Here is a 24,900-nt window from a genome sequence, read left to right as displayed (position 1 = left end):
TAAGATTTAACAAATGCCCTTAAATTATATTGCATCAACATTTACTATCACTTGAACACTTTTAAATTTCTTATCTGTAATCAAATTTACGATTTCTTGCTTTAATAATGCCTTGGTGGCTTGAATATTCATTTTATCTTTTTCTAACTTTAGCCAAACTTCAAACAGATATTTGTTCCTAATACGCTCAACCAAAGATTTCTCTGGCCCCATTACTCGTGTTTTTCCAAGGGTTTTTTCTAATGCCTGAGCCAACCTAGTTGCAGCCTGACTTGCTAAAACCTGATTAATATCTTTGATAGTTATTTCTATAATTCTTGAAAAAGGCGGATAATTATATCCCTCTCTATCAATAACTTCTGAAGCATAAAAACCTTCATAATCGTTTTGAAGCACGTACTGTAATATTCTGTTTTGAGGATTTCCAGTTTGAATCAACACTCTTCCTTTCTGTTCTCTCCTACCCGCCCTTCCACTCACCTGAGTAATCAATTGAAATGCTCGCTCAGCTGCTCTAAAATCAGGAAAATGTATCATTTTATCGGCATTATATATTCCGACCAAACTTACATGGTCAAAATCTAAACCTTTGGAAACCATCTGCGTTCCAACCAAAATATCAACTTCTCCTTTCTCAAACTCGCCAATGATGGCTTGATAGGCATTTTTTGAACGAGTCGTATCCAAATCCATCCTAAGGATTTTTGCTTCGGGAAACAGTTCGTATAAATCTTCTTCAATTTTTTCTGTGCCAACGCCTACTGTATTAACTTTTGTAGAGCCACAATCTGGGCAGGTTTTGGGTGCTGTTTCTTTGTGACCGCAATAATGGCACACCAAAGTTTTTTCAGATAAATGATAGGTAAGCGTAACCGCACATTGATCGCAGTGACCTATCCAGTTGCATTCTTGACAGTTTAAGTACGGTGCATAACCTCTCCGATTTAGAAAAATAATAGATTGTTGCTTATGGTCAAGATTATGCTTCATTTCAGCTAAAAGCTCAGAACTAAACTCTTTTTCAAGCGTTTTTTCCTTTCGCTCTTTTTTCAAATCCACTAATCGGATTTCGGGCAATTGAGCATCTCCGTATCTTTCTTTCAAAACCACAAAACCGTATTTGTCATTTTTTGCTTGAAAATAAGATTCAATAGATGGCGTGGCAGACCCCAAGAGCACTTTAGACCTAACCTTTAATGCCAACATAATGGCCACATCACGTGCGTGATAGCGTGGAGCGGGATCAAACTGTTTGTAAGAAGCCTCGTGCTCTTCATCAACTATAATCAAGCCCAGATTGTCAAATGGCAAAAAAATAGCAGACCGTACTCCCACAACAAACTGAAACTTTCCTTCCAATATTCCCTTCCATACCTCTACGCGTTCATTATCAGAGAATTTTGAATGATAAACACCCATACTGTCTCCAAAAACCACTTTTAAGCGATTAACGATTTGGGTTGTAAGGGCAATTTCTGGTAACAAAAACAAAACTTGAGAACCCGACTGGAGTACTTTTTGAATTAAATCTATATAAATTTCGGTTTTGCCAGAACCCGTAATTCCATGAAAAAGTACAATTTCCTTTTCGACAAATGCCTCCATTATCTGATCAGAAGCCTTAACTTGTCTTTCTGAAAGAACCATCTGAGCTTGAGTACCAACTATATCTTCATCAAACCTTGAAACAACCACCTCAAATTCCTCAAAGATTCCTTTATCTATGAGCGTTTTTAAGGAAGATTCTGATATATCTCCGGCCTTTAATATACTCTTTGCTACTCCTTCTTTATTTTTAAAATGAAGCTCATTGATGGGAACGTGGTTTAGGTATTCCAGCAATACCTCTTGCTGCTTCGTGGTTTTTTCTAATTTTTCTATTAAGTCAAAAACTTCTTCAGAGCCCTCATAAACCCGTTTCAGTTTAACTCTTTTTACTATTTTCGGCTTGTATTTATCTTTTACTTCTTCAAAAAGAATAACGGCATGTTTAGCCACTAAATCTTTTAAAGTCTTTGTTATGTCTGTTTTTTCTAACAACCGCCCCACTTCCTCATAAGTCATGGAATCTTCCTTAACCAGCACATCCATAAGCCCTTGCTCCTCTTCGGTCAGTAGTTCGGGATGGGCAAAATCAGGATTATATTGGACCTTAGACTGACTACTGATTTTTAAACCTGCCGGAAGTGCCACATTCATAACTTCGCCTACATGACACATGTAATATTCTGCCACCCACTCAAACAACCACAATTGGGTCTTGGTAACAACTGGCTCTATATCAAGTAGTTCTAAAATATATTTCGCTTGATATTTAGGAGGAGGAATATTGTGAATTTTTACAATAATAGCCGTCAATACTCTTGACTTACCGAATTCTACTACTACTCTTGAGCCCACTTTTACCAATGGTGCCATTTCTCTCGAAACCCTATAAGTAAAATATTGAGGAATAGGCACTGGCAAAACCACATCCACAAAAGATGTTTGTTCTAAATCAAATCCGGCTTCTTCAATACTACTCATACACAAATTTAAACTCAATTTTTGCAATAGTGTGGCTTATGAAATGAAAACTTCTGTTTATGTCAACTTAATATTTGAGAATTTGAATTTTAAACCTTGAATTCAAAATGAAAAACAAGCTCTAAAAATCGTTTTGTTTAACTAATTAATAAAAATCTTAAACAAAACTTATTTAATTATTTCAATAATATATAGAAATAAAAAAAGAAAATAACCAATACTTATAAATATTTATAGATTATAATTTGGTGTTTTGTTTAACTTTTTTAAATTTTGTTTAAACAAACTAACGAATCAATGACGGCTCTAGAGTTTAATTATGCTTTACAAACCAACACCAAAGTATTGAAGCCGTTCGCCATGAGGTTGACAAAAAATTATGACGACGCCAACGATTTAATACAAGATACTTTGGTAAAGGCGTTTTTGAATAAAGATAAATATGCAGATGGCACGAATCTTAAGGCCTGGCTATTTACGATTATGAAAAACACTTTTATAACGAACTACCAAAGAATGATGCGTAGAAATACTATCATTGACACAAGTGACAATTTACACTTCATCAACTCTACCGAAAGTATTGTGCAAAACGATGCATATTCTAACTTTGCAAATGAAGACATCAACAAAGCACTTGACAAACTAGATGAAACTTACAAAGTACCTTTCGAAATGTATTTTAAAGGTTACAAATACCACGAAATAGCGGAAAAAGTTGCTATTCCGATTGGAACAGTGAAAAATAGAATACATTTGGCAAGGAAAGAGTTGAAAGACCGTTTAAAAATTTACGGAGACTCTGAAACTATCTAAAAAGAATTTATTGAAAAAAGCAGTAGTAATAGGTTCAGGATTTGCTGGAATAGCAGCTGCAACGAAACTCGCCTCAGAGGGTTTTGAGGTTATTGTCTTGGAAAAAAACAAGCAATTAGGAGGACGAGCGAGAGTATTTGAAGTGGATGGTTTCAAATTTGATATGGGTCCGAGCTGGTATTGGATGCCAGATGTATTTGAACGATATTTTGCTGAATTCGGTAAAAAACCCTCGGAATATTATAATTTGGTCAGGTTAGACCCTTCTTATAAAGTCATTTTTTCTGCAGAAGAAGAAGTGAATTTACCGGCAAATTTTAATGACCTCAAACAAACTTTCGAAACTCTTGAGCCTGGTAGCGGAGATAATTTTGAAGCTTTTTTTAAAGAAGCAAAATACAAGTATGAAGTGGGAATGGGAGAGTTTGTTTGGAAACCCTCCCTCTCTATAAAAGAGTTTTTAGATATCAGATTACTTTCAAAAGCTATAAGTTTAGACCTTTTTGCATCATTTAGTAAGCACTTGAGGAAATTTTTCAAAAACCCTAAACTTTTGAAAATCATGGAATTTCCTGTGCTTTTTCTTGGGGCTACTCCCAAAGACACACCTGCACTATACAGCCTAATGAACTATGCGGAGATGGCCTTGGGCACATGGTATCCTATGGGAGGAATGCATGAGATCATAAAAGGAATGGTGAATCTGGCTGAAGACAAAGGGGTGAAGTTTTTAGTAAACCAAGAGGTTATGGAAATCGTGGCTAAAGACGGTTCAGTAAAAAAAATCATCACCAATGAAGGCGTATATTATCCAGACTTGGTTGTAAGTGGAGCTGACTATGAGCACACAGAAAGCTTATTGTCAGACAATAGAAACTACGGCAAAAAATATTGGGACAAACGCCTGATGGCACCATCGTCGCTTTTGTACTATATTGGCGTAAATAGAAAAATAGACAAGTTGGTACACCATAATTTGTTTTTTGATGAAGATTTTGCTTTGCATGCTGAAGAAATTTATACAAATCCAAAATGGCCTACCAAACCATTGTTCTATGCTTCTGCTCCATCAAAAACTGACGATAGCGTAGCACCAGAAGGTTATGAAAATCTTTTCCTACTTATTCCGATTGCACCAGACTTAGAAGACAAGGAAGAAATAAGGGAGAAATATTTTGAAATAATGATCCAAAGACTTGAAAAGTACGTAGGTCATAACGTAAAAGATCATATTGTTTTCAAAAAAAGCTATGCAGTAAATGACTTTAAGGCCGATTATCACGCATTTAAAGGCAATGCTTATGGCTTGGCAAATACACTTTTTCAAACCGCTTTTCTGAAACCCGCACTTAAAAATAAGAAATTAGATAACATGTATTATACTGGCCAACTTTCTGTTCCTGGGCCTGGCGTACCTCCTGCTTTGATTTCTGGTTTAGTAGTAGGAGATTATATATCTAAAAATCATTAAAACACTGATTGGAATGTTTGAATTATTTGAAAAATCAACCTTTGGATGTAGTAAGCTCGTAACGGAGCTTTACAGTACATCATTTTCGATGGGCATAAAAACCCTTGCGAAACGCTTTCGAGAACCCATATACGGCATTTACGGCTTCGTGAGATTCGCAGATGAGATAGTTGACACATTTCATGAATTCGACAAAAAATATTTATTAGATAAATTTAAAGCAGACACCTATGAAGCTATAAAAATGGGTATAAGTTTGAATCCAATTTTACACTCCTTCCAAAAAATAGTGCATGAGTATAAGATAGAACATGAACTCATCGATGCATTTTTATACAGTATGGAAATGGATCTAGGAAAAGTAATTTATGATGACAGCAAATACAAAGAATATATTTACGGCTCCGCAGAAGTAGTTGGACTAATGTGCTTGAAAGTATTTGTTGAAGGAAATCAAGAAGAATATGAAAAACTTAAAGGCGATGCGAGGAGTTTGGGTGCCGCTTTTCAGAAAGTCAATTTTTTAAGAGATATTAAAAGTGATTTTCAAGAAAGAGGACGTGTGTATTTTCCTCAGATTGATATGAGTCGCTTCTCGGCAGTGTCTAAAAAAGAAATAGAAAAAGATATCCAAAAAGACTTTGACGATGCCCTTAGAGGCATTTTAAACCTTCCTGTAGGAGCAAGATCTGGCGTTTATCTAGCTTATGTGTATTATCTAAAGCTATTTAAAAGAATTAAAAACACATCAGCAGAAAAAATCCAAGAGCAAAGAATCAGAGTACCTGATTTTGTTAAATTTACGCTATTAGCCAAGACATTAGTGAAGGGAAGTTTGGGGGTTTTGTAAGTCTACTTCGTAACAAACCCCGAATTTCGAATATTCTCAAAAAACTTGGAAGTGGCCTCGATGCAACTTTCTTCGTTTATAGCAAAATACCAAAACGTCTCCAAATCACCTCGATGCATTGAGCCGTTCATGTCACCACTTTGTGACTTATGACAAGCCTTTACCCAGTCTGCCACTATCATATAGCTGTGTTTCTTGTCTTCCCCAAAGCCAAAAGATCTATCGAAATAGAAAACTGGAGCTTTTGCCGAAATTCTGGTTTCAGGAAAACCTTCCAAAACGTCAAAACTATAAGTAAAATTTTTGTTCAAAGCTCTTCCACCTAACACGATGGGCTTCTTTGCTGCTTTTAAGTTTTGTACGGCTCTAATAGCCAAAATACTTGCAGTTTTGTGATGTGCGTGCTGCTCGGCACTTGGCACCAAACAAAAAACGTAATCATATTGACCTTCTTCCAATATTTTATTCAGTTTTTTCTCACAAAATGCCATATCCCAGCGTTTTCCTTCAAAAAAAGGCTTTGGATCAAGCTGGTAAAAATCATCCAATTGGTCAAAGAAAAAAAAGTTTCTGATACCCATGACTTCCCCAGAACACATCAATTCTTTTTTACGGATTAATGGCAAAGCCAATCTTCCTGTTGCCGAATCTGTTAGGTTTTTGTCATAATAGGTTGAGGCCACCAAGCCATTGTAACCACCCGAAGCATCAGTTATCAAAGCTAAATCTACAGTACCTTTCAATTCCCGAGTTATTTTGAAAACAGTGGCGGGAAACATAGTTTCATCATCTGGATGGGCAGTAACTATCAGCACCTTCGGGCCTTGGGCGTAGAGTGTATTTGAAATTAAGAATAGCAGAAATACTTTTAAAATTGGTTTCATGTTTTCGGGAGGTTAAATAGTAATCTAAATTATTTTCTTTTCAAATGTATAAGAAAATGAGAGAATTGCATGATTTCTATCAATGAAAATCAATGTTAATGAGTTTAAAGTTTGCAGGGACAAAACCAAAGTCGAGATTAGAAAAATTTAGGAGTTTTGTAATTATTGTTTTAAACATTATATGACATACTAAGGATTTTAGATTCATGATATCGCTTATTTATTTTTCCAATTAAGCTATCAAAAATTATAAAAAAAACAGTCAATCTAAATGATTGTAGCTTTGTATTGACCGATAAATAAGTTTACTTGAAAAAACCATGAAAATATAAAATTGATAATTGAGCATATCGTTTAAAGCCAAAAAACTATTAAACATTATGAAAAAAGCAATTCACATTCTACTTTTTATTGCACTTCCAATATTTACCAATGGACAAAATCAAGGAAAAATTTCAATCGGAGTTGGCACAAGTACTCAAATTGGTTCGGCTTCAGGTTTTATGAATAACCCAAAAATAAGCTTTGGAAGATTTTATGGAAAAAACATGGAAATGGGATTAAAAATAGGAGGCAACTACAAAAAAGTAAAATATACATCCGATATTACCATAAATAGCAGTTCCTTTGATGAATTCACAAGAAAATCTTTTCAAGGTGCTATTTATGGTCGATATTATATTAGTAATTATCGCTTACGACCTTTTGTTTTGGCTGAATTAAGCCTTGAGTCTAACTCTTATATGTTATACAAAAAAGTTTCAAATTCACAATTAAGTGGAACTGGTAACTCGACAACGGCTCTGTATTCAAAATTAGGTGCTGGTTTTAGTTATTCTATAACTAAAAGAAGGAATCTCTTTTTAGATGCGTCATTTTCAAAAAGCATTTCAAATAGCGAATTTAATAATCCCTTTCAATCAAACTCAAACTCAAATACTGTCAATTTAGATTTTAGATATATTTTCGGCAAATAAACTAATGGGCGGATAAGCTTTTAAGAATAAAATCTTAAGTGATGGAGATAAAGTGTCCACCAAAGTTCCCTCTGATAGAAACAAAAAAAGGTAAACTATTCGCTATGAATAACTTACCTCTCTAAGTTGTGGTGATGGACGGAATCGAACCGCCGACACAAGGATTTTCAGTCCTTTGCTCTACCAACTGAGCTACATCACCATTGTGATTTCACCACCATTCCCTGTTTGGGACTGCAAAATTAGACAAAAACTTTTTATAACCAAACAAGATTATAAAAAATAGTAAAAAATATTTCAGATACTTGTTTTTTGTCGAACTTTAACGATATTTGTATACAGTATGCATGCATACTGTTAATCTAAATTTTTCGAAATTATGCACTATATACCGCAGGTTTTATTTTTGATAGCTTTAGCTACCGCTGGATATTTCATCGCTCGTAGGATAATCCTCATTAAAAAAACCATACAATTGGGCAAAGCCGAGGATAGAACCGACAATCCTAGCATCAGACTGAAAAACATGTTGCTTTTGGCATTTGGCCAAAAGAAAATGTTTGCAAGGCCTATCGTTGCCGTTTTGCACTTGGCAATTTATTTGGGTTTTATAATTATAAATCTTGAAGTTTTAGAAATAGTTTTAGATGGCCTTTTGGGTACGCACCGAATTTTTCTAAAACCATTGGGAAGCTTATATCCTATACTTATCAATTTCTTTGAAATATTGGCTTTGGGCGTAATTGTAGCCTGCGTAGTTTTCTTGATTCGTAGAAATATTACCAAAGTGGAGCGTTTGCAAGGATCTCGTCATAGCGAAATGAAAGGATGGCCAGTGAAAGACGGAAATATCATTTTGGTTTTTGAGATAATATTAATGGCGGCTTTTTTGAAAATGAACGCTGCTGACAGTGTTTTGCAAGGCCGAAATGTTGGACATTTTGCAGAAAGTCAAACGGGTAGTTTTATTATTAGCCAGTTTTTGGTACCAGCCATGGATGCTTTCCCGAGTTCATTTTTGATATTTGTAGAGCGTGCATCTTGGTGGTTTCATATTATTGGCATTATGTGTTTTGCTCTGTATGTTACTTATTCTAAACACCTTCACATCGCTTTAGCGTTTCCAAACACCTATTTTTCTGATTTAAATCCGAAAGGTAAAATGAGCAATATGCCAACTGTAAGTCAGGAAGTAAAAATAATGTTAGGTTTGGAGCAAGCACCAGAAACCCCAGCAGAAGTTGGCAGATTCGGTGCAAAAGATGTAGAAGATTTGACATGGAAAAATCTGATGGACGCCTACAGTTGCACTGAATGCGGTCGTTGCACGTCTGCATGCCCAGCCAACATTACTGGCAAAGCATTGTCTCCTCGAAAAATCATGATGAGCACCAGAGACCGTTTGGAGGATATACAAAAAGGCTGGTTAAATAACGGTTACGAATACAAAGACGAAAAATCACTATTGGGTGATTATATAACTGACGAAGAAATATTGGCTTGTACAAGCTGCAATGCATGCGTACAAGAATGTCCTGTGATGATTAGTCCTTTGGATATAATTCTACAACTACGCCGCTACCGCGTAATGGAAGAAAGCCAAGCTCCTCAAAGCTGGAACATGATGTTCCAAAATCTCGAAACCAACATGGCTCCGTGGAAATTCTCACCAGACCAAAGATTTGATTGGGCTAAGGAAGATTAATTGGTTAATTGGTTAATTGGTTAATTGGTTAATTGGTTAATTGGTTAATTGGTTAATTGGTTAATTGGTTAAAATCAAGTTTTGTTTTTACTTTTTAGTTCATTTTGATGTATTTTCTCTTTATTTGTGAGACAAATTCAGATGGGGAATCATTCTCCTTCTGGTAGCCCAAATTCAGTTTTAAAATCATTTCTAACTAATGAACAAAAACATACAGAAACTCTACGATATAGCTCAAAAGCCTTCACGGAAAATTATCGGTTTGATGTCTGGCACATCTATGGATGGGTTGGACGTAGCACTTTGTGAGTATCAAGGAAGTGGGCTGGAAACAAAAGTAAAAGTTCTGAAGTTTGATACTGTACCTTTTGATGAAGATGTAAAAATTGAGATTAGAAAAGTATTTGCAAAAAAAGAGATTGATTTTCAGCAACTCTGTATGCTCAATCCTTGGATTGGGAACTTGCACGGAGAAATAGTAAACCAATGTTTGAAAAACTGGCAAATCGAAAATTCAGAAGTGGATTGTATAGCAAGTCATGGTCAAACAGTCTTTCATGCACCGCGAATCCTCCACAATATTGATAAATTTCCTAATGCTACGCTGCAAATAGGCGATGGCGACCACTTGGCGGTTAAAACGGGAATTTTGACGCTTTCAGATTTCCGGCAAAAACACTGTGCTGCTGGAGGAGAAGGAGCACCCTTGGCCGTTTATGGCGACTACTTGATATTTTCGGAGAAAGGAAAAAACCGAATTTTGTTAAACATGGGTGGTATCTCAAATTTTACATTTCTAAGTGGCGATCTCAACCCAGAAAAAGTATTCGCCACCGATACAGGTCCAGGAAATACGATATTAGACGCATTTACTCAAAAATATTTCCAGAAACCTTACGACAAAAATGCAGAAATTGCCCGCAAAGGGAAAGTTTCAGATAGCTTATTGAAAGAGCTTAAAAATCATGCTTTTTTTTCAGGTGCTTTACCAAAAACCACTGGCCCAGAACTATTCAATCTAACTTATTTAGAAAATGCGATTCAGCTTTCTGGAAATACAAATCTTTGCAATGAAGACATCATGGCTACACTCTGCAGCTTAACTGCTGACACAATAGTGGACTGTATTCTGTCTTTGAAAAATACTTCCTTACCTGATGAGGTATTTATGAGTGGCGGCGGGATGCACAATCCGCTTATTGTGGGCATGCTACAAGAAAAAATGCCCAACACCAAATTCTTAAAAACGGATGATATCGGCATAAACGGAGACGCTAAAGAAGCGGTACTTTTTGCTACTTTAGCCAACGAAGCTCTTTGTGGTGGCGAAACAGATTTTGGCCAAAGGCAAGGTGTACCGAGTGTGAGTATGGGAAAGATTAGTTTTGCGGATTGAGAAAAGATAGCTTCTCAAATAATGCCATTATCTTCTTTATTTGAATATCAATGTGAATTATTTGGCTAAAGCCAAAATGTTGAATTGATGCTGATCCACCCACCAGCTAAAGCTGGTGGGAATTGAATTCTCAAGTCTGAATATTCAAAGAATTGAAAATTTGATAAGTTTTGTTAAAAGCAGTTTGGGATTCAAATCGCAAATAGGAAAATTCAAAATCTTACGAATTGGATAAGTATTATTAAAAGCTGGAGGGAATTAAAATCGCAAGTAGCAAAATTCAAAAAGCTACAAATTTGATAAGTATTATTAAAAGCTGGTTGGAATTGATCTACCAATTCTTAATATTCAAAACCTACTTTCTCCATTTCCCAAAACCAATGCCTATTCCAATAACAGCAGACGGCGTAATTCCTTTTCCTGGCGACCTACCAAACATTCCCGACGCCGGATAACCTTTTTCGTAACCAGAAGATGGTGTATAACCCAAAAAATTATTAAATCCTCGAACACCCGCACCAAAAAATGCCTCAAAAACTGGAAAGTTTTTTAAATCTATATGTTCACGTCCTAATTTTAAATGGAAAGCTGCCACATTTACAAAAAAATGACGAGGATATGGTGGCAAATTAAAACCAATAGCGGGTGATGCGTCTTCTGGCACTAAAGCTCTTTTATACATGATTTCTGGCCCCCAATAACCTCTGGCTTTTTTTTGGGGATTAAATGGCCTAAAAAACCTTTTATATTCAAGTCTAAACATGCTCATTTTGTCATTCTCTGAATTCTTCAAGATTCTATGATTTCCAAAACCATAAGTGAACTGAACGCTTTGTTTAGCATCAATAAAATACTCTCCTACAAATTGATAATGCAAATCATATTCTAAAAATAAGGGTATCGGATTGTATTTTATTGCAAATTTTGGAATGGAGTCATTTAGGTTTCCACCAAATACCTGAGCAGATACAAAAAACAAAAAAATCGCAAGTCTCATATTGGAAATTTTTTCTAAATATAACTAATGTCCAAATCCTCTAGCATAAATAATTATTTTACGGTTAAATAATAATCAAATTGTGAAAAAATAATGAGCTTTTTAGAGAGTAAGAATAATACCAACGCCTATTTTAATAGCATACATTTACTTCTGACTTTAACTAGTATATAATTAAAATTTTATATAAATTAAATTAAACATTTATTAATCAATATCTTACAAAGAAAAACTTATTGATTCCTGAAAAATAAATTAAATAACTGAAAAAACAGTTGCAAAACTGAAGATTTAGTTTTAAGTTTGTTTCATGATGGAAGAATTGACAAAAACAGAAGAAAAAATAATGCAAATCATCTGGTCTTTAGGGCCATGTTTGGTTCGCGATATAATTGAAAAGATGCCAGATGAACCAAAGCCACCATACAATACGGTGTCGTCAGTGGTGAGACTTTTGGAAAGTAAAGGCTATTTGAGTTTTAAAGCTTACGGAAAAACCCACGAGTACTTTCCCATTATATCCAAAGAACAATATAAGCAAGTAACATTCAAAAAAGTGTTCTCTGACTATTTCGACAATTCTGTTGAAAGCCTTTTGTCGTTTATGGTAAATAAAGAAAACCTTAGCACAGAAGAAATAGAAAAACTAAAAAACATAATTGACAAATTTTAAACTAATATAAACATGGAATTTCTACTTAAATCCTCCGCTTGTTTAATTATTTTCTATGCCCTTTTTTATTTTGTTTTCAAGCGATTCTCCTTTCATTCAGCTAATAGGTTTTATCTAATATTTGCACTTATTCTGAGTGTAATAATTCCGATAATAAGCTTTGAAAAAGAAGAAATTAGATATGAAACAGCAAAAACAAATTTTGGTGAAAATCTAATGATAGAAACCAATTCTATGGATAATCTACCTGAAGTTCAAAGCATGCAGAAGAATGAAGTAAGCATTAATTGGCAGCAAATATTTTTAGCAATGTATCTTTTAGGAATGTTCATTTTTGCAGTCATGTTTTTTAGAAAAATATATCAAATTTGGGTTTTAACTAAAAACACAAAATATGAAAAACTAAAAAATCTGAAACTATTCATTTCTGATAAAAACAGTATAAATGCCTCGTTTTTCAATTTACTATTTATCAATACAAAATCACTAAATCCACACGAAATAAATTTAATTCTAGCACACGAAGAAGCTCATTTTCAGAAACTTCACTCTTTAGACTTATTGTTTTTGGAAATCTACAAGATCGTATTTTGGTTTAACCCTGTGGTATATTTTGTGCAAAAATCTATCAAAGAAATTCATGAATATGAAGTAGACTTGCGTATTTCAGAAGTTCACGATCGGAAAGAATACGCTCATCTTTTATTAAAACTTGGCATTTCTACAAACTATCCCATTCTTCATCAATTTGACAAAAAACCTCTTTCGGAAAGAATCAATTTTATATTTAAAAAACCAACAAATAACATGAAAAAGCTCTATTACACGCTATTGGTTCCAGTCGTTGTTCTATCTATTATGTCTTTTTCGCAACACAAAACTGTCATTATCACGAAGAACGCTGCAAATAAAACAACTAAAGAAAAATCTGAAATTAAAGCTTATCCATTAATAATAAAAAACGACAGGAATTACGGAACATGGGGAGTTTCAAAAGCTTATAATTTCCCCGCATCAAATATTTCCCTGAACTACATCACTACTGTAAACAACAATGGTTTTAACTATAAAGTAAATCCAAATTCATTTACTGAAACCAATATTTCGGATGTGAACAAAATACTAAAAAATAGAAACTTGGCATTAATAGTTAGCAATAAACAAATTGATTTTAGTGGAAATATCTCAAAACTGTCGGTTAGTTTGAAGCATTTGAAAACAAAAGCAACTAAAGATTTCGGAGTATTTGACATGGAAACATGTAGAAAAGAAGGCGAAAATGGAGGTTTCTTTATGATTGATGTATTTGACAAAAACTTCGAAAAATCACAAATGGTAACTATGTTTGGTTCGCCAAATTTACTAATCAACAAAAGCAATTTAAACAGAAAAGACCACTCCATTTTCAGTGTAAATTCTGAGTCGTCTATCATCAATCACAGTGCAGATAAAATAACATTCCAAGTTTCACCTGATAAGTTTACTGAGCTTGCCATTCAGGAAGCCTCGGCATATTTAAAGCCTTTTGGACTAAATATAACTCTAAACAGTTTTACAAAAGAGCAAAATGGGCTCTTAGATAAAGTAAATATAACATTTGGAGATGTTACTAAATCGTTCATATTAAGCGAAATGCGTCATTTAATAAAACTAAAAGATTCGAAAGAGACTCCCTATCGCTTGGATGAATCTTTGGTTTTCGATTTTGAAATTAAAACTAATGAAGCAAAGGTTTCAATTAATGATTTTTGGTATAAAGGAGCAGTTAAAAACAAAGAAAATATTGAAATATTAGATAATCCAAAAATTGAAAACAAAGGCTTAGAACATCCCCAAAAACCTATCCGCACAGTATATAAAACCAACTTTTTAGGCGACAACCCGATGGTAGTAATAAATGGAAAAGAATTTCCTGCTGAAATTTTAACAAGATTAAACTCAAATGCATTTGATTGGTCTAGGATTTACTTACCCAATGACAAAACGGCCATTGAAAAATATGGAGAAAAAGCCAAAGATGGATATTTTGAATTTAAATCAAGTGAAAACTATTTAATTACTGACGAAAAACAATTGGCACAAACTATAGATTTAATCAAAAAAGAGTTAGCAGTTCCATTGGCTAGAATTCAAAAAATTGAATATCAAGATGCTGAAAATGTGAACAGATTAAAAATCAAAATCAATAGGGTCGATAAAATCACCACTCATTTCAGTATAGAAGTATTGAAAAATAGTAAAGTATTATATATGATTGACGGCAAGCCAGTTTCAGAAGAAGAAATCGAAGACTCAAATTTAAGTTTTATTGGGGGTAGTTGTGGTGAAATCAATAGCGATGATATAATAAAAGAAACAGGCCTAAAAGGATACAATGGTTACTTTAATCTAATTACGAAAAAGAATTAAAAGAAATATCAGCAAAAAAACATTCCTATATTTTCAAACACTTAATATAATGGTTTCGCTTACCGACTTTGATTTTTAGAAGGTAAAGGCCTGGTCCGCCTAATAAATCGAGGTAGACGTTGTGAACACCTGGTTGGTACGATTTTCTGTGGATTTCACCCAATACTTGGCCTGAAACATAAGACTGAATTATGGTTAAGTCTGCTTGTACATACAGTCGCATATTCAAAAAAGCCGAATTGCCAGGAACAGGATTTGGATACAAAACAAAAGTATCCTGCTCGGTTATATTCTTAGGATTCAGTGGGTTATCTGGTGAATTAATATCCGCACTGGTTTTGGGTACCTCCGGCGGCGGTGGAAGTGTCTTGTCTTCGACAGTAGTTTTTATAAACCCTTTGGAGCTTATATAGGCAAATTTCTTTCCTAAAACACTTTCAGCGTATTCTGGCGATTGTCCAAACCAACTCACCATTATTTCATAATATATACTCCTAAAATCAGTATCAAACCAAAGGTTCTGGAAGTCTCTGAAAGGTAAAAATGCAAAGTGGCTACCAAAAATTTCTCCTTTTACTTCGTCTCCAAACGCAAACATCACATTGGAAGTGCCATGGTCAGTACCCATACTACCGTTTTCATAGGGTCTTCTTCCAAACTCAGATGTTGTAAGTCCGATGACATTTTTAGAATGTCCCAAAGATTCTATATCTGACTGAAAAGCACTGATGGCTTCGCTCAACTCAGCCAAAAGCCTTGAGTGAGCACCATCTAAACCTCCTTGGTTTGAGTGTGTGTCGTAACCTGTGTGCTCTACAAAATACACTTTAGACTTCAAGCCTCCATTTATCAATCTAGCTACCAATTTCAATTGGTTTGAAAGTGGCCTATCTGAATATTTCTCTATGTTTTTACCAGCATCAAAAGCCTTTTTAATAACTTTCGAATATTCATTTACCTCCACGCCTATCTGGTTTACATAATTAAACTCATCTAAAAAATAGGCAGAACCTCCAATACTGATTTTATCAGACTCAACAGATTTTGCTTGATTATACAGCTGTTCAGCATCTTCTAATACTATAGATTTTTCACCTGTTTCACCCAAAAACATCAAAGACGGGTTTTGTCCTACTTGTAAACAAAAAGGGCTCTCGGTTTTTTCAGAAGGTTTGGTTTTATCAAAATATCTACCCAACCAACCTGACCGCAAAGGCTCACTATCAGTGTTTGGCACCAAACCACTCAGCCAGATATCAGTTGATCTAAAGTGAGAATAATTGGGATTGTCATAGCCAAGACCATGCATAATGGCCAATTTACCAGATTCAAAAAGTCCTAACATACCATTTCTTGGCCCAAGTTTAAGATTTGGATGCATCGCCATCCCTTTGTCTTTACTTATCGGTGTAACTGCACTTTGTGGAATGTTTAATTTTGGCCTATATAAATTATAATAAAGATCCCACTCGTATGGTGTGATGGTATTGATGCCATCGTTGCCACCAAACTGCTGAATTATGACCAGAATATTGTCATTCTGGACCGCATAATTAGATGGTTCAAAAGCACTTACGCTCATTTTCCCGATGTTGAGATTGGCTACTACACCAACTCCCATCGTAGATTGTCTTATGAAATTTCTTCTTTTCATCATATCTAAAAAAGGAAATAATCTGGTGCTTTAATGATTTCAAACAGCAGGTTTCTTACCTTTTGTCCAGCTTGTTCTTTATTTTTAAAAATCTCATACCACTCATAGTCTGGAGCTCCAGCAAGTAACATGTTTTCATATTTCTTTACTCGCTCAGCACTCACTGGTCGGGCTATAAAAAGCTCAAGCATTCGTTCTGTAAGAATGTGCACATCACCACTACTTTCGATTGTATTTGCCCAATTTCCCAAAGCCAAGTCATTATTGGTATTGATAATTTCCTTTAGAAAATGTATTGTACTAGGTAGTGTTTTGGTAGATATCCAAGTCCTGTAACCTTTCCAACCAGCCACATTTGGTGGATTGAATAGTTCCAGCCCCAAAGCCGCCATAATGTTACGAGCATACAAATCATTGTATTCAAGATGGCGGAGCATCCCTATGATGGTTTCTGGCGGAGACTTAAGCTGAACACCGACATTTAAATCATCAAAAAAATGCTGACTTTTAAAAAGTTTTTTAAGCATTGGTTTGATTTCAAACTTATTGTCAAGCAATACTTTAGCCAATTCCCCTACTACAGCCTGGTCTGTTTTGGAGGGGTTTGCATATACGTAATATTCGTACATTTTATTTGCCAAAAATTTGGATACTTCCTGACCTTTTTTATTTAAAATTACATCTATCAGTTTTTTTACAGAATTATTAAATACGTTTTGTTCCGAGATTTCATAATTTACAGCGAAAACCTCACCCATAAAAAGTTTGGAATTAGCATCAAAATGAGAGGGATTTAAAAACGCTTTATAAGGCGTGCCTTCATCCGCATACATTGTGATTTTCCAGCCGGTAAGAATTTTGGCACCTTCTCTAATATCCTGTTCGGTATAATTGCCTACACCTATAGAAAACAGCTCCATTAGCTCCCTTGCAAAGTTTTCGTTCGGCGAATCACTAACGTTTTCGTTGCCATTGAGATACCTCAGCATGGCTCCATCTATGGCAATTTGTTCTAGAAGTGTTCTAAAATTTCCTGCGTAATTTTTCCTAAACAAGTCATTCTGTTTATACATGGATATTGCCGGAATATTATCACAAATGGCAAATTGCGTAGCAAAATGATCATGCCAAAATAACACGGTTTTTTCTAAAAAACTATCGCGGTCATTTTTCATTAGTATCACCCACCATTTGCCTAATTCTCGATTGTAATCTCCTAAATGAAGTGCCCTTTTGGCCGCCTCTTCTTCTTTTTGTTTTCCACTAAGATTCTGAGGGTTTTTGATTACATCATTTACAAAAAATGGCTGAATAGGACTAGTATTTTTATCGGCATTGGCAAAAAGAGCATCAACTACTTCGCCTGCGGTTTTTCCGACGTACTTATCTATTACAGAATTGGTCATACTAAAAGTAGCTCTCCTTAAAAGATGTCTAACCTGGAGTCTATTAAGGGGTTGTGTGTATTCGTCGAGGCTAGTATTAACCTCAGTTCGGTTTTGGGAAGTATCAAACAAACCCTCTAAAAAATTCCTCCTCGATATGGCAGCCATATAAATCCTAAAAATGATGTAATTTAGTCAGAAAATGCTTTTGATACAAAATAGAAACGTAATAATCGGCCTTTTAGTAATTAAATAAATCGATAATTTGGAAGGCCTAAATGAATAAAACATATATTTGTGAATTGATCAACCTTAATTAGATATTGAAATGAGAAAAAACTTGTTTGTACTGCTTTCTGCTTTAATAATTAGCAATATTGCTTTTGCCCAAAAAGGGAAATGGGTGAAGTTGTCTGACGGAAAAACTTTCAACAATTGGCATATTTATAATCACGCAGGAGAACCTGTAAACGCAAAATGGAAAATTGTTGATGGAGCTTTTGTTTTCGACAATACGGCCAAAAGTGATTTGAAAGTAAACGATTTAATTTCAGATAAATCTTACGAAAACTTTGAATTGGAAATGGAATGGAAAATTGCCAAAGGCGGGAATAGCGGAATATTCTATGGCGTATATGAAGACACAAAATATAGTACACCTTATCTTACTAGCCCCGAAATACAGGTATTGGACGACGAAAATCATCCAGATGCAAAACAAGGAAAAGATGGTAACAGAAAGGGTGGTTCTTTGTATGATATGATTCCTTCGGCATCAAAAGCTAAACCTTTTGGCGAATGGAACAAAGTGAAAATCAAGAAACTAAACGGGCAAGTTACTGTTTGGCAGAATGGCGTTTTGGCCGTAACATATCCAACCAATGGCCCCGAGTGGGAAGCAATGGTAGCTGTAAGTAAATTTAAAGGTTGGGAAGGATTTGGCAAATATGCCAACGGCAAAATCGGCCTGCAAGACCATGGCAATGAGGTAGCTTTTAGAAAAATCAAGATTAAGGAATTGTAAGACAAAATATTTAATTAAAACGCCGAAGATACACGACCTTCGGCGTTTTTTTTTATTGCTTAAACTTAATCTGAGTCCCTTCACTTATGGGCAAACTTGGTTTCCCACGATATTCTTCTACAATTCCCGAAATCAAAACCGTGCGGCCAATATCTTCTGGCTTGAGGTTTACCTCTGAAAATGCATCAGGAAAAACCGTAACGCCAATTTCGGTATCAGGATAACTAGCATCTATGTCCAGAAACAGAATATCTTTCCCGTTTCTATCTTTAAACGGTTTAAAGCCCTTTAAGGTGCCTTTCAAAACCACTTCTTTACCAATGAAATTTTTAGCTGTTGCAGCTGAAATAGTATCAGATTGCCCAAAGCAATTGAGACTTATTAAAAAGAAAACAGAAAGAATAATAGATTTCATTTTGGGCTTTTTGGTTAAATTGAGAACAAAGATAATCTGAAAACAATTATAGTTTTCAAAATTAATGCATCAAAAAAGCTCCACTACGCCATTTGCTATCCTGTTTTCTAAATCCAACAGAAATCGCTTGTTTTCTAATCCACCAGCGTAACCTGTCAAACTTCCGTTGGTTCCTATCACTCTGTGGCAGGGAATTACGATAGCTATTGGGTTTTTACCATTAGCCGAGGCTGCTGCTCTAATTACTTTAGGATCGCCAAGTCTATTGGCCATGTCTGCATAAGTCCAAGTCTTTCCATAGGGTATTTTACATAATAATTCCCATACTTTCTTTTGAAAATCTGTACCATCAGGTGCCAAAGGAAGGTCAAAATCTTGTAATTTACCTTCCATAAACTCTCCCAATTGTTGTTTAGCTATTTCAAGCACTTGTGGTTGAATCTCAGATGGTTCTTCTAATTCTTTTACAAAACTTATGGCTTTAATCGCTGTTTCGTCCGATTCTATTTTAAACAAATGATCAGAAGTTTTTAAAAATGTTTTGAAATATTCTGCCACAATTTTGGGTTTGGATACTACGAAATTAAACAAAAAGGCTGAACTTTGATGCTGAAAAAATCAGCAAATGCAAATAGAGGAAATTTACGAGAAATTTATAGCCAGCAAAGGCATCACGACCGATACACGCAAAATAGGTGAAGGCCAAATGTTTTTCGCACTGAAAGGTGAAAAATTTAATGCCAATAATTTTGCAGAACAAGCCATAGCCCAAGGTGCAAGTTATGCTGTAGTGGACGAAATGGAACATGCACAAAATCCACAATGTATATTGGTGGACGATGTGTTAGAAACACTTCAAAAACTAGCTAATTTCCATAGAAAAACTTTCCAAATTCCGGTAATTGGACTGACAGGGTCAAATGGTAAAACTACCAATAAGGAATTGTTGACGAGAGTTTTAAGCAAAAAATATAAAGTACATGCCACAAAAGGCAATCTCAACAACCACATCGGCGTGCCATTGACCTTACTCGATATGCCACTCGATACCGAAATGGCCGTGATAGAAATGGGTGCAAATCATCAAAAAGAAATAGAGATGCTTAGTGACATTTGTGAGCCAACTTTTGGGTTTATCACCAACCTTGGAAAAGCCCACCTCGAAGGTTTTGGGGGCGAAGAAGGTGTAAAAAAAGGCAAAGGAGAGTTGTTTGATTTCTTGAAAAACAATAGAGGGACGGTTTTTGTAAACCAAACCGACGAGAAAGTTTTGGAACTTTCTAAAGAAAAAGATTTGATGTTGGTTGTGTATTATGGCAATGACGAATTCTCTTTAATAATGACTGCCGAAAGCCCAACGGTGTCATTTCAAACGCCTGATAATGAGCAAGTATATACCACACATATTGGAGGAAAGTATAATTTTGACAATATGCAAACTGCCTATAACATAGGTCGATATTTTGGTATTAATTCAAATGATGCAGCACAAGCTATAGCCGACTACAATCCTGACAACAACCGATCGCAAGTGATTGAAAAAGGCAGCAATTCTTTCCTGATGGACGCCTACAATGCCAATCCGTCTTCAATGGCAGCCTCAGTCAAAAACTTTGGAAACTTACAAACTGAAAAACAAAAAGTTGTGATACTTGGTGATATGTTTGAACTAGGCGAATTCAGCCAAACTGAACATTCTGCTTTAGGAAAATTAGTAGCCGAACAAAACTTCGATATTGCAGTGCTTTATGGCGAAAATATGCAACACGCTTTGCCACATTTACCTAAAGCCTATTATTTCACAGATAAATTCTCCCTACATAACTGGTTGATAGAGAAAGCTTTTACAAACACCTATTTTCTTGTAAAAGGATCAAGAGGCGTTGGTTTGGAGAGTATTTTGACGGTGATGTAGCACAATTTTCCAAAATTGTGCTACTGCTTTTATGAAATATAATTATTTTAAGAAATAGTCATTTTAAATATTTCTCACTTGAAGACTACACTTTTTATTTCCTCTTTAATTTATTATGTATTAATAATCAGTTAATTATGTACATTAAATTAAAAAGCTTTTTAGAATATACAGGTAAAAACTAAAAGATGCTTTTAAGATATACAGGTAAATGAAAATTAGTATCACGATTTTTCAAATCGTGGAAATTGAATTATTTCAACATTTGTTTTTCAGCGATTTGGAAAATCGCTTTACGTTAGGATTGGAACGCGTTTGAAATGTTTATATCTCATGTTACATGATTTTGATTTAAAATTTAATTTTATAAAACTTGTGATTTTAGGCAAGCGTACTCATTTTTGATCTATCATGCTTTTGAGCAATTTAGGAAAATTGCTCTACCTTTGTAAAAAAACAAAACATGTCTTTTCAATCGCTCGGCCTTTCGAAACCTTTACTGGATGCCATTCAAAAAATGGAATATGCTGAACCATATCCCATTCAGTCAAAGGCCATTCCTGCCATATTGAGCGGAAAAGATGTGCAAGGAAATGCCCAAACGGGATCTGGTAAAACGGCGAGTTTTGTTTTGCCGATATTGGAGATGTTTCATAAGAAAAAAGAATCTCGAAATCTGCATTTGAAAGTGTTGATACTAGTGCCTACGCGTGAACTTGCGATGCAAATAAGCGAGGTAATTGATTCATTTTCAGAGCACTTACCCATAAAAGTTAAAAACTTGGCTGTTTTTGGTGGTGTACCATTAAACCAGCAAATGGTCAGGTTAAAGAATACTGAAATATTAGTTGCCACGCCTGGTAGATTGCTAGATATGGTTTCGACCAATTCTATTCATTTGGGTAAAATAGAAATCCTAGTCTTAGACGAAGCCGACAAAATGCTAGATATGGGTTTTCAAGATGAAATGGCCGATATCTTACGTTTGATTCCTGCCAAACGCCAAAACATATTGTTTTCGGCAACCCTCGATACCAAGCTTGATAAGATAAAATCATCGGTGCTGCACAATCCTGAAATTATTGAGATTGAGGCAGAAGTTCAAAATCTTGACTTGATAAAACAGACAGCTTATATTGTTAATGCTGAACGAAAAGGGCCGCTGCTAAGACATTTGATAGTTTCGCAAAATATGGTACAGGTCTTGGTTTTTGTGTCGAGTACCCGCACAGCAGACAATGTCGTAGCCAAACTCAAGAAAAATGGCATAAACGCCTCGGCCATTCATAGCAAAAAAACGCAAGCCGCAAGAACCGAAGCTTTGAGCGGATTTAAGAAAGGAAAAGTCAATATCTTGGTAGCCACAGATTTGGCTTCTAGAGGAATCGATATTCAGTTTTTGCCATTTGTGATCAATTACGAATTACCTCGCTCACCCAAAGATTATGTGCATAGAATAGGCCGAACCGGTAGAGCAAATTCCCCAGGAGAGGCCATTTCATTGATAACCCTCGAAGAAGAACCGCATTTTTATATTATCCAAAAAAAGATGGGGAAAAGAGTTGAAAAAATAGATGCTGAGACTTTAGATTTTGGTTTTTAAAAACATAAAAATGAGCGTTATAATTTTATTTAAATTATTATTATTCAGCACTTTATATTATTCTGGATTTTCACAAAATGCACTTCCTGAAAGAATGGACAGCTTATTGAATTCTAAAAATCCACGGGGTTTTAATGGAGTAGTTTTGGTTTCGCAAAACGGAAAAGTGAAATATGAAAAGGCTATTGGTTTGGCTAAAAGTGAAGGCATTGAACCTTTAAATAGCAAGAGCAAATTTGTATTATTGTCTAATAGTAAGCAGATTACTGCAGTTTTGATTTTAAGAGAAGTAGACAGAGGAAGAATAAATTTAGACCAAACAATAAAGCACTATTTACCGAATTTTCCTCAAAAATGGACTGATTCGGTTACTGTTCATCAGCTATTAAATCATACTTCTGGTATCGTAAGTTTCGAAAAACCTTTAGCCACAGTACCAGGAACGACTTTTAAGTATACGGATTTGAATTATATGCTTTTGGGAAAAATTATTGCGGCAGTTACTCATACATCCTATGAAAAAGCAGTTGATGATTTGTTCAAAAAATGTGGAATGAAGAACTCAGGTTATCCGAATGAAGGTTTTCAGATAAAGGCTGTTAACGGTTTTAGTTTTTCGGAAAACAATGAAAAAACTGAAGTAAAAACCTATCTGATAGTTGAGGATAGAATTCCTGCAGCAGGTTTGATTTCTACAGTTGGCGACTTGGCGAAATGGAACCAAAAATTACACGGAGGCAAAACCCTAAAACCAGAAACTTACAAGAAAATGGTTAGCTATAATACGCTTTCTCAACACAATGTTTTTGGAGAAAAAGCAATTGGATATGGTTATGGAATAAGAATAAATGACAAAGCAGAAATCAAAGAATATGGACATACTGGTATAGTGCCAGAGCAAGGCTTTACCTCAGTAAACTTGTATTACCCCAAAACCAAAACGAGCATTATAGTACTTGAAAATCAAACCTTTGATGATTTTAGCATTAGCTATTATTTTGAGGCTGAGGTAAGGAGGATTGTTTTGGAAAGTGGGATTTTGGAATAAAAAAAGAGCCTTTCGGCTCTAATTTTTATTTTTTTTATGATAACGCACGCTTACAATATTCCAAACATTTCTGTACTTCCTTTACTGAATCGGAGCCTTCTGGTATTTTGTATTCCAATTCTACAGTAGCTGGGAATTTGTATTTATTGTCTCTCATCATTTTTAATACTTCTACTAGAGGTGTATCTCCTGTACCCCAAGGTAAATTACCTTTTCCATGAGCAGCATTTTGACGGTCTTTGATGTGCATACTCAAGATATTATTGTGCATTTTATTCACAAATGCTATCGGCTCAATGTTTCCCGCCGCCACAAAGTGACCTAGGTCGAGATTCATTCCGTTGGCTGGAGATTGAGCTAAAGCTGTGTCCCAGAAAGTTGGCGTTTGTTGCTCATGACCATGATAACCAACTTTTACGCCATATTTTTCAGCTATTTTCCCTAATCTAAGCGTTTGGGCATCGTCAGAAGGATGTTCTAAAGTTACTTGGTTAGCTCCTAATGCTTTAGCTGCTTTCATTCCGTAAGCTACTTCTTCATCTGAATTGTCTTTTCCAAATGCACTGGGCTTAAAACCATAAATTTTAACACCCGCTTTCTTATACATTTTACCAAATTCCTCAAACTTATTCATAGGAGCAGACAACCTCCATTTTTTTACTTCCGCATTATATTCTTTCATTAATGCTTCTGACTCATCAAGTTTTTTGTTTTCTTCGTCAGTCAGAGGTTGTTTTTCTCTTCTTTTTCTCATCAAAGGGAAAAAACTACGAAAATCAACAGGATTCTGCGGTCTTCCTGCATATACTTCGGCAGGATCTCCCATGAGTTCTGTGGCACTTATTCCTGAGTCAAGAATATATTGCAACGTTGCCTCCGCACTTTGGTCTTTCATTTCCCTAAACGAATAGGTAATGACGCCAATCTGAACGCCTTTGATCAAAGAGCCAGTTTTATATAAATCCGAAATAATAGCTGGTGCACCGAATATTTTGCTAGCTCCAAATACCGAACCTGTTACAAGTGCAGCATTGGTTAGGAACTGACGACGTGAAACCGAAGAATTGTCTGTTTTTTTCATGAGAATAATTGAATAAATTATAGAGATAAAAATCTTATAAATCTACAATTTTAAAATAAATAAATCCTATA

20 protein-coding genes and 1 tRNA gene are annotated in these 24,900 nt (G+C 35.1%); 12 read left to right on the top strand and 9 right to left on the bottom strand.

Annotated elements, in window-relative coordinates; genetic code table 11:
• Positions 1 to 24 precede the first annotated feature (24 nt).
• Positions 25 to 2,526: a primosomal protein N' gene (gene priA, locus EGI22_RS01515; protein WP_255065867.1), complete on the bottom strand. Its 2,502-nt coding sequence runs from the start codon at positions 2,524 to 2,526 to the stop codon at positions 25 to 27.
• A gap of 297 nt (positions 2,527 to 2,823) precedes the next feature.
• Between priA and EGI22_RS01510 the strand changes: the two genes are divergently transcribed.
• From EGI22_RS01510 to EGI22_RS01500, 3 genes are read left to right on the top strand one after another with little or no spacing between them, the layout of a single operon-like run.
• Complete coding sequence (locus EGI22_RS01510) at positions 2,824 to 3,342, top strand: RNA polymerase sigma factor (RefSeq protein ID WP_255065866.1); 519 nt, start codon at positions 2,824 to 2,826, stop codon at positions 3,340 to 3,342.
• Positions 3,343 to 3,352: 10 nt separating this feature from the next.
• Positions 3,353 to 4,813, top strand: coding sequence for an NAD(P)/FAD-dependent oxidoreductase (locus EGI22_RS01505; protein ID WP_255065865.1), 1,461 nt, complete (start codon positions 3,353 to 3,355; stop codon positions 4,811 to 4,813).
• Positions 4,814 to 4,826: 13 nt separating this feature from the next.
• Entirely contained in the window at positions 4,827 to 5,663 is an 837-nt protein-coding gene (locus EGI22_RS01500) for a phytoene/squalene synthase family protein (RefSeq protein WP_255065864.1), read from the top strand.
• 2 nt (positions 5,664 to 5,665) lie between these two features.
• On the opposite strand, the gene EGI22_RS01495 is transcribed toward EGI22_RS01500, so the two are convergent.
• Positions 5,666 to 6,547 carry a PIG-L family deacetylase gene (locus EGI22_RS01495; protein WP_255065863.1) on the bottom strand — a complete coding sequence of 294 codons (882 nt, stop codon included), beginning with the start codon at positions 6,545 to 6,547 and terminating at the stop codon, positions 5,666 to 5,668.
• Between the two features lie 380 nt (positions 6,548 to 6,927).
• On the opposite strand from EGI22_RS01495, the gene EGI22_RS01490 reads away from it, so the two are divergent.
• Positions 6,928 to 7,524 carry a hypothetical protein gene (locus EGI22_RS01490; RefSeq protein ID WP_255065862.1) on the top strand — a complete coding sequence of 199 codons (597 nt, stop codon included), beginning with the start codon at positions 6,928 to 6,930 and terminating at the stop codon, positions 7,522 to 7,524.
• A gap of 129 nt (positions 7,525 to 7,653) precedes the next feature.
• On the opposite strand, the gene EGI22_RS01485 is transcribed toward EGI22_RS01490, so the two are convergent.
• Positions 7,654 to 7,726, bottom strand: a tRNA-Phe gene (locus EGI22_RS01485).
• A 177-nt stretch (positions 7,727 to 7,903) separates the two neighbouring features.
• On the opposite strand from EGI22_RS01485, the gene EGI22_RS01480 reads away from it, so the two are divergent.
• Complete coding sequence (locus EGI22_RS01480) at positions 7,904 to 9,229, top strand: (Fe-S)-binding protein (protein WP_255065861.1); 1,326 nt, start codon at positions 7,904 to 7,906, stop codon at positions 9,227 to 9,229.
• A 199-nt stretch (positions 9,230 to 9,428) separates the two neighbouring features.
• Positions 9,429 to 10,625 carry an anhydro-N-acetylmuramic acid kinase gene (locus tag EGI22_RS01475; RefSeq protein WP_255065860.1) on the top strand — a complete coding sequence of 399 codons (1,197 nt, stop codon included), beginning with the start codon at positions 9,429 to 9,431 and terminating at the stop codon, positions 10,623 to 10,625.
• A 355-nt stretch (positions 10,626 to 10,980) separates the two neighbouring features.
• Here EGI22_RS01475 and EGI22_RS01470 read toward each other — a convergent pair whose 3' ends face one another.
• Positions 10,981 to 11,622: a hypothetical protein gene (locus tag EGI22_RS01470; RefSeq protein WP_255065859.1), complete on the bottom strand. Its 642-nt coding sequence runs from the start codon at positions 11,620 to 11,622 to the stop codon at positions 10,981 to 10,983.
• 310 nt (positions 11,623 to 11,932) lie between these two features.
• Here EGI22_RS01470 and EGI22_RS01465 point away from each other — a divergent pair, with 310 nt between their 5' ends.
• Together EGI22_RS01465 and EGI22_RS01460 are read left to right on the top strand one after the other, a co-directional pair.
• Positions 11,933 to 12,295, top strand: coding sequence for a BlaI/MecI/CopY family transcriptional regulator (locus EGI22_RS01465; RefSeq protein ID WP_310588106.1), 363 nt, complete (start codon positions 11,933 to 11,935; stop codon positions 12,293 to 12,295).
• A 12-nt stretch (positions 12,296 to 12,307) separates the two neighbouring features.
• Entirely contained in the window at positions 12,308 to 14,704 is a 2,397-nt protein-coding gene (locus EGI22_RS01460; protein WP_255065858.1) for a M56 family metallopeptidase, read from the top strand.
• Positions 14,705 to 14,729: 25 nt separating this feature from the next.
• Here the strand turns inward: EGI22_RS01460 and EGI22_RS01455 are convergent, their stop codons facing one another.
• Positions 14,730 to 16,361 (bottom strand): DUF1501 domain-containing protein, encoded by a 1,632-nt coding sequence (locus tag EGI22_RS01455; protein WP_255065857.1) that lies wholly within the window; start codon positions 16,359 to 16,361, stop codon positions 14,730 to 14,732.
• Between the two features lie 2 nt (positions 16,362 to 16,363).
• Positions 16,364 to 17,911 (bottom strand): DUF1800 family protein, encoded by a 1,548-nt coding sequence (locus EGI22_RS01450; RefSeq protein ID WP_255065856.1) that lies wholly within the window; start codon positions 17,909 to 17,911, stop codon positions 16,364 to 16,366.
• Positions 17,912 to 18,071: 160 nt separating this feature from the next.
• On the opposite strand from EGI22_RS01450, the gene EGI22_RS01445 reads away from it, so the two are divergent.
• A complete protein-coding gene (locus tag EGI22_RS01445; protein ID WP_255065855.1) occupies positions 18,072 to 18,767 on the top strand; it encodes a DUF1080 domain-containing protein in 696 nt (231 codons plus the stop codon).
• A 52-nt stretch (positions 18,768 to 18,819) separates the two neighbouring features.
• Here the strand turns inward: EGI22_RS01445 and EGI22_RS01440 are convergent, their stop codons facing one another.
• A complete protein-coding gene (locus tag EGI22_RS01440) occupies positions 18,820 to 19,182 on the bottom strand; it encodes a hypothetical protein (RefSeq protein WP_255065854.1) in 363 nt (120 codons plus the stop codon).
• Between the two features lie 69 nt (positions 19,183 to 19,251).
• Positions 19,252 to 19,740, bottom strand: a complete 489-nt coding sequence (locus EGI22_RS01435; protein ID WP_255065853.1) for a methylated-DNA--[protein]-cysteine S-methyltransferase — start codon at positions 19,738 to 19,740, stop codon at positions 19,252 to 19,254.
• A gap of 67 nt (positions 19,741 to 19,807) precedes the next feature.
• Between EGI22_RS01435 and murF the strand changes: the two genes are divergently transcribed.
• The 3 genes from murF to EGI22_RS01420 all read left to right on the top strand — a co-directional run bounded on the left by murF (position 19,808) and on the right by EGI22_RS01420 (position 23,748).
• The gene (gene murF / locus EGI22_RS01430; RefSeq protein WP_255065852.1) at positions 19,808 to 21,097 is read left to right on the top strand and encodes a UDP-N-acetylmuramoyl-tripeptide--D-alanyl-D-alanine ligase; all 1,290 of its coding nucleotides are present in this window, start codon (positions 19,808 to 19,810) and stop codon (positions 21,095 to 21,097) included.
• A gap of 463 nt (positions 21,098 to 21,560) precedes the next feature.
• On the top strand, positions 21,561 to 22,700 hold the full coding sequence (locus EGI22_RS01425) for a DEAD/DEAH box helicase (RefSeq protein ID WP_255065851.1): 1,140 nt from the start codon (positions 21,561 to 21,563) through the stop codon (positions 22,698 to 22,700).
• A 10-nt stretch (positions 22,701 to 22,710) separates the two neighbouring features.
• Positions 22,711 to 23,748, top strand: coding sequence for a serine hydrolase (locus EGI22_RS01420; protein ID WP_255065850.1), 1,038 nt, complete (start codon positions 22,711 to 22,713; stop codon positions 23,746 to 23,748).
• Positions 23,749 to 23,782: 34 nt separating this feature from the next.
• Here the strand turns inward: EGI22_RS01420 and EGI22_RS01415 are convergent, their stop codons facing one another.
• Positions 23,783 to 24,829, bottom strand: coding sequence for a sugar phosphate isomerase/epimerase (locus tag EGI22_RS01415; RefSeq protein WP_255065849.1), 1,047 nt, complete (start codon positions 24,827 to 24,829; stop codon positions 23,783 to 23,785).
• Positions 24,830 to 24,900 lie beyond the last annotated feature (71 nt).

It is taken from the genome of Lacihabitans sp. LS3-19, from assembly GCF_024343575.1.
Classification (GTDB): domain Bacteria; phylum Bacteroidota; class Bacteroidia; order Cytophagales; family Spirosomataceae; genus Leadbetterella.
The sequence above is the reverse complement of the archived record's forward strand: the minus strand, read 5'-3'. Positions and strand labels throughout refer to the sequence as shown.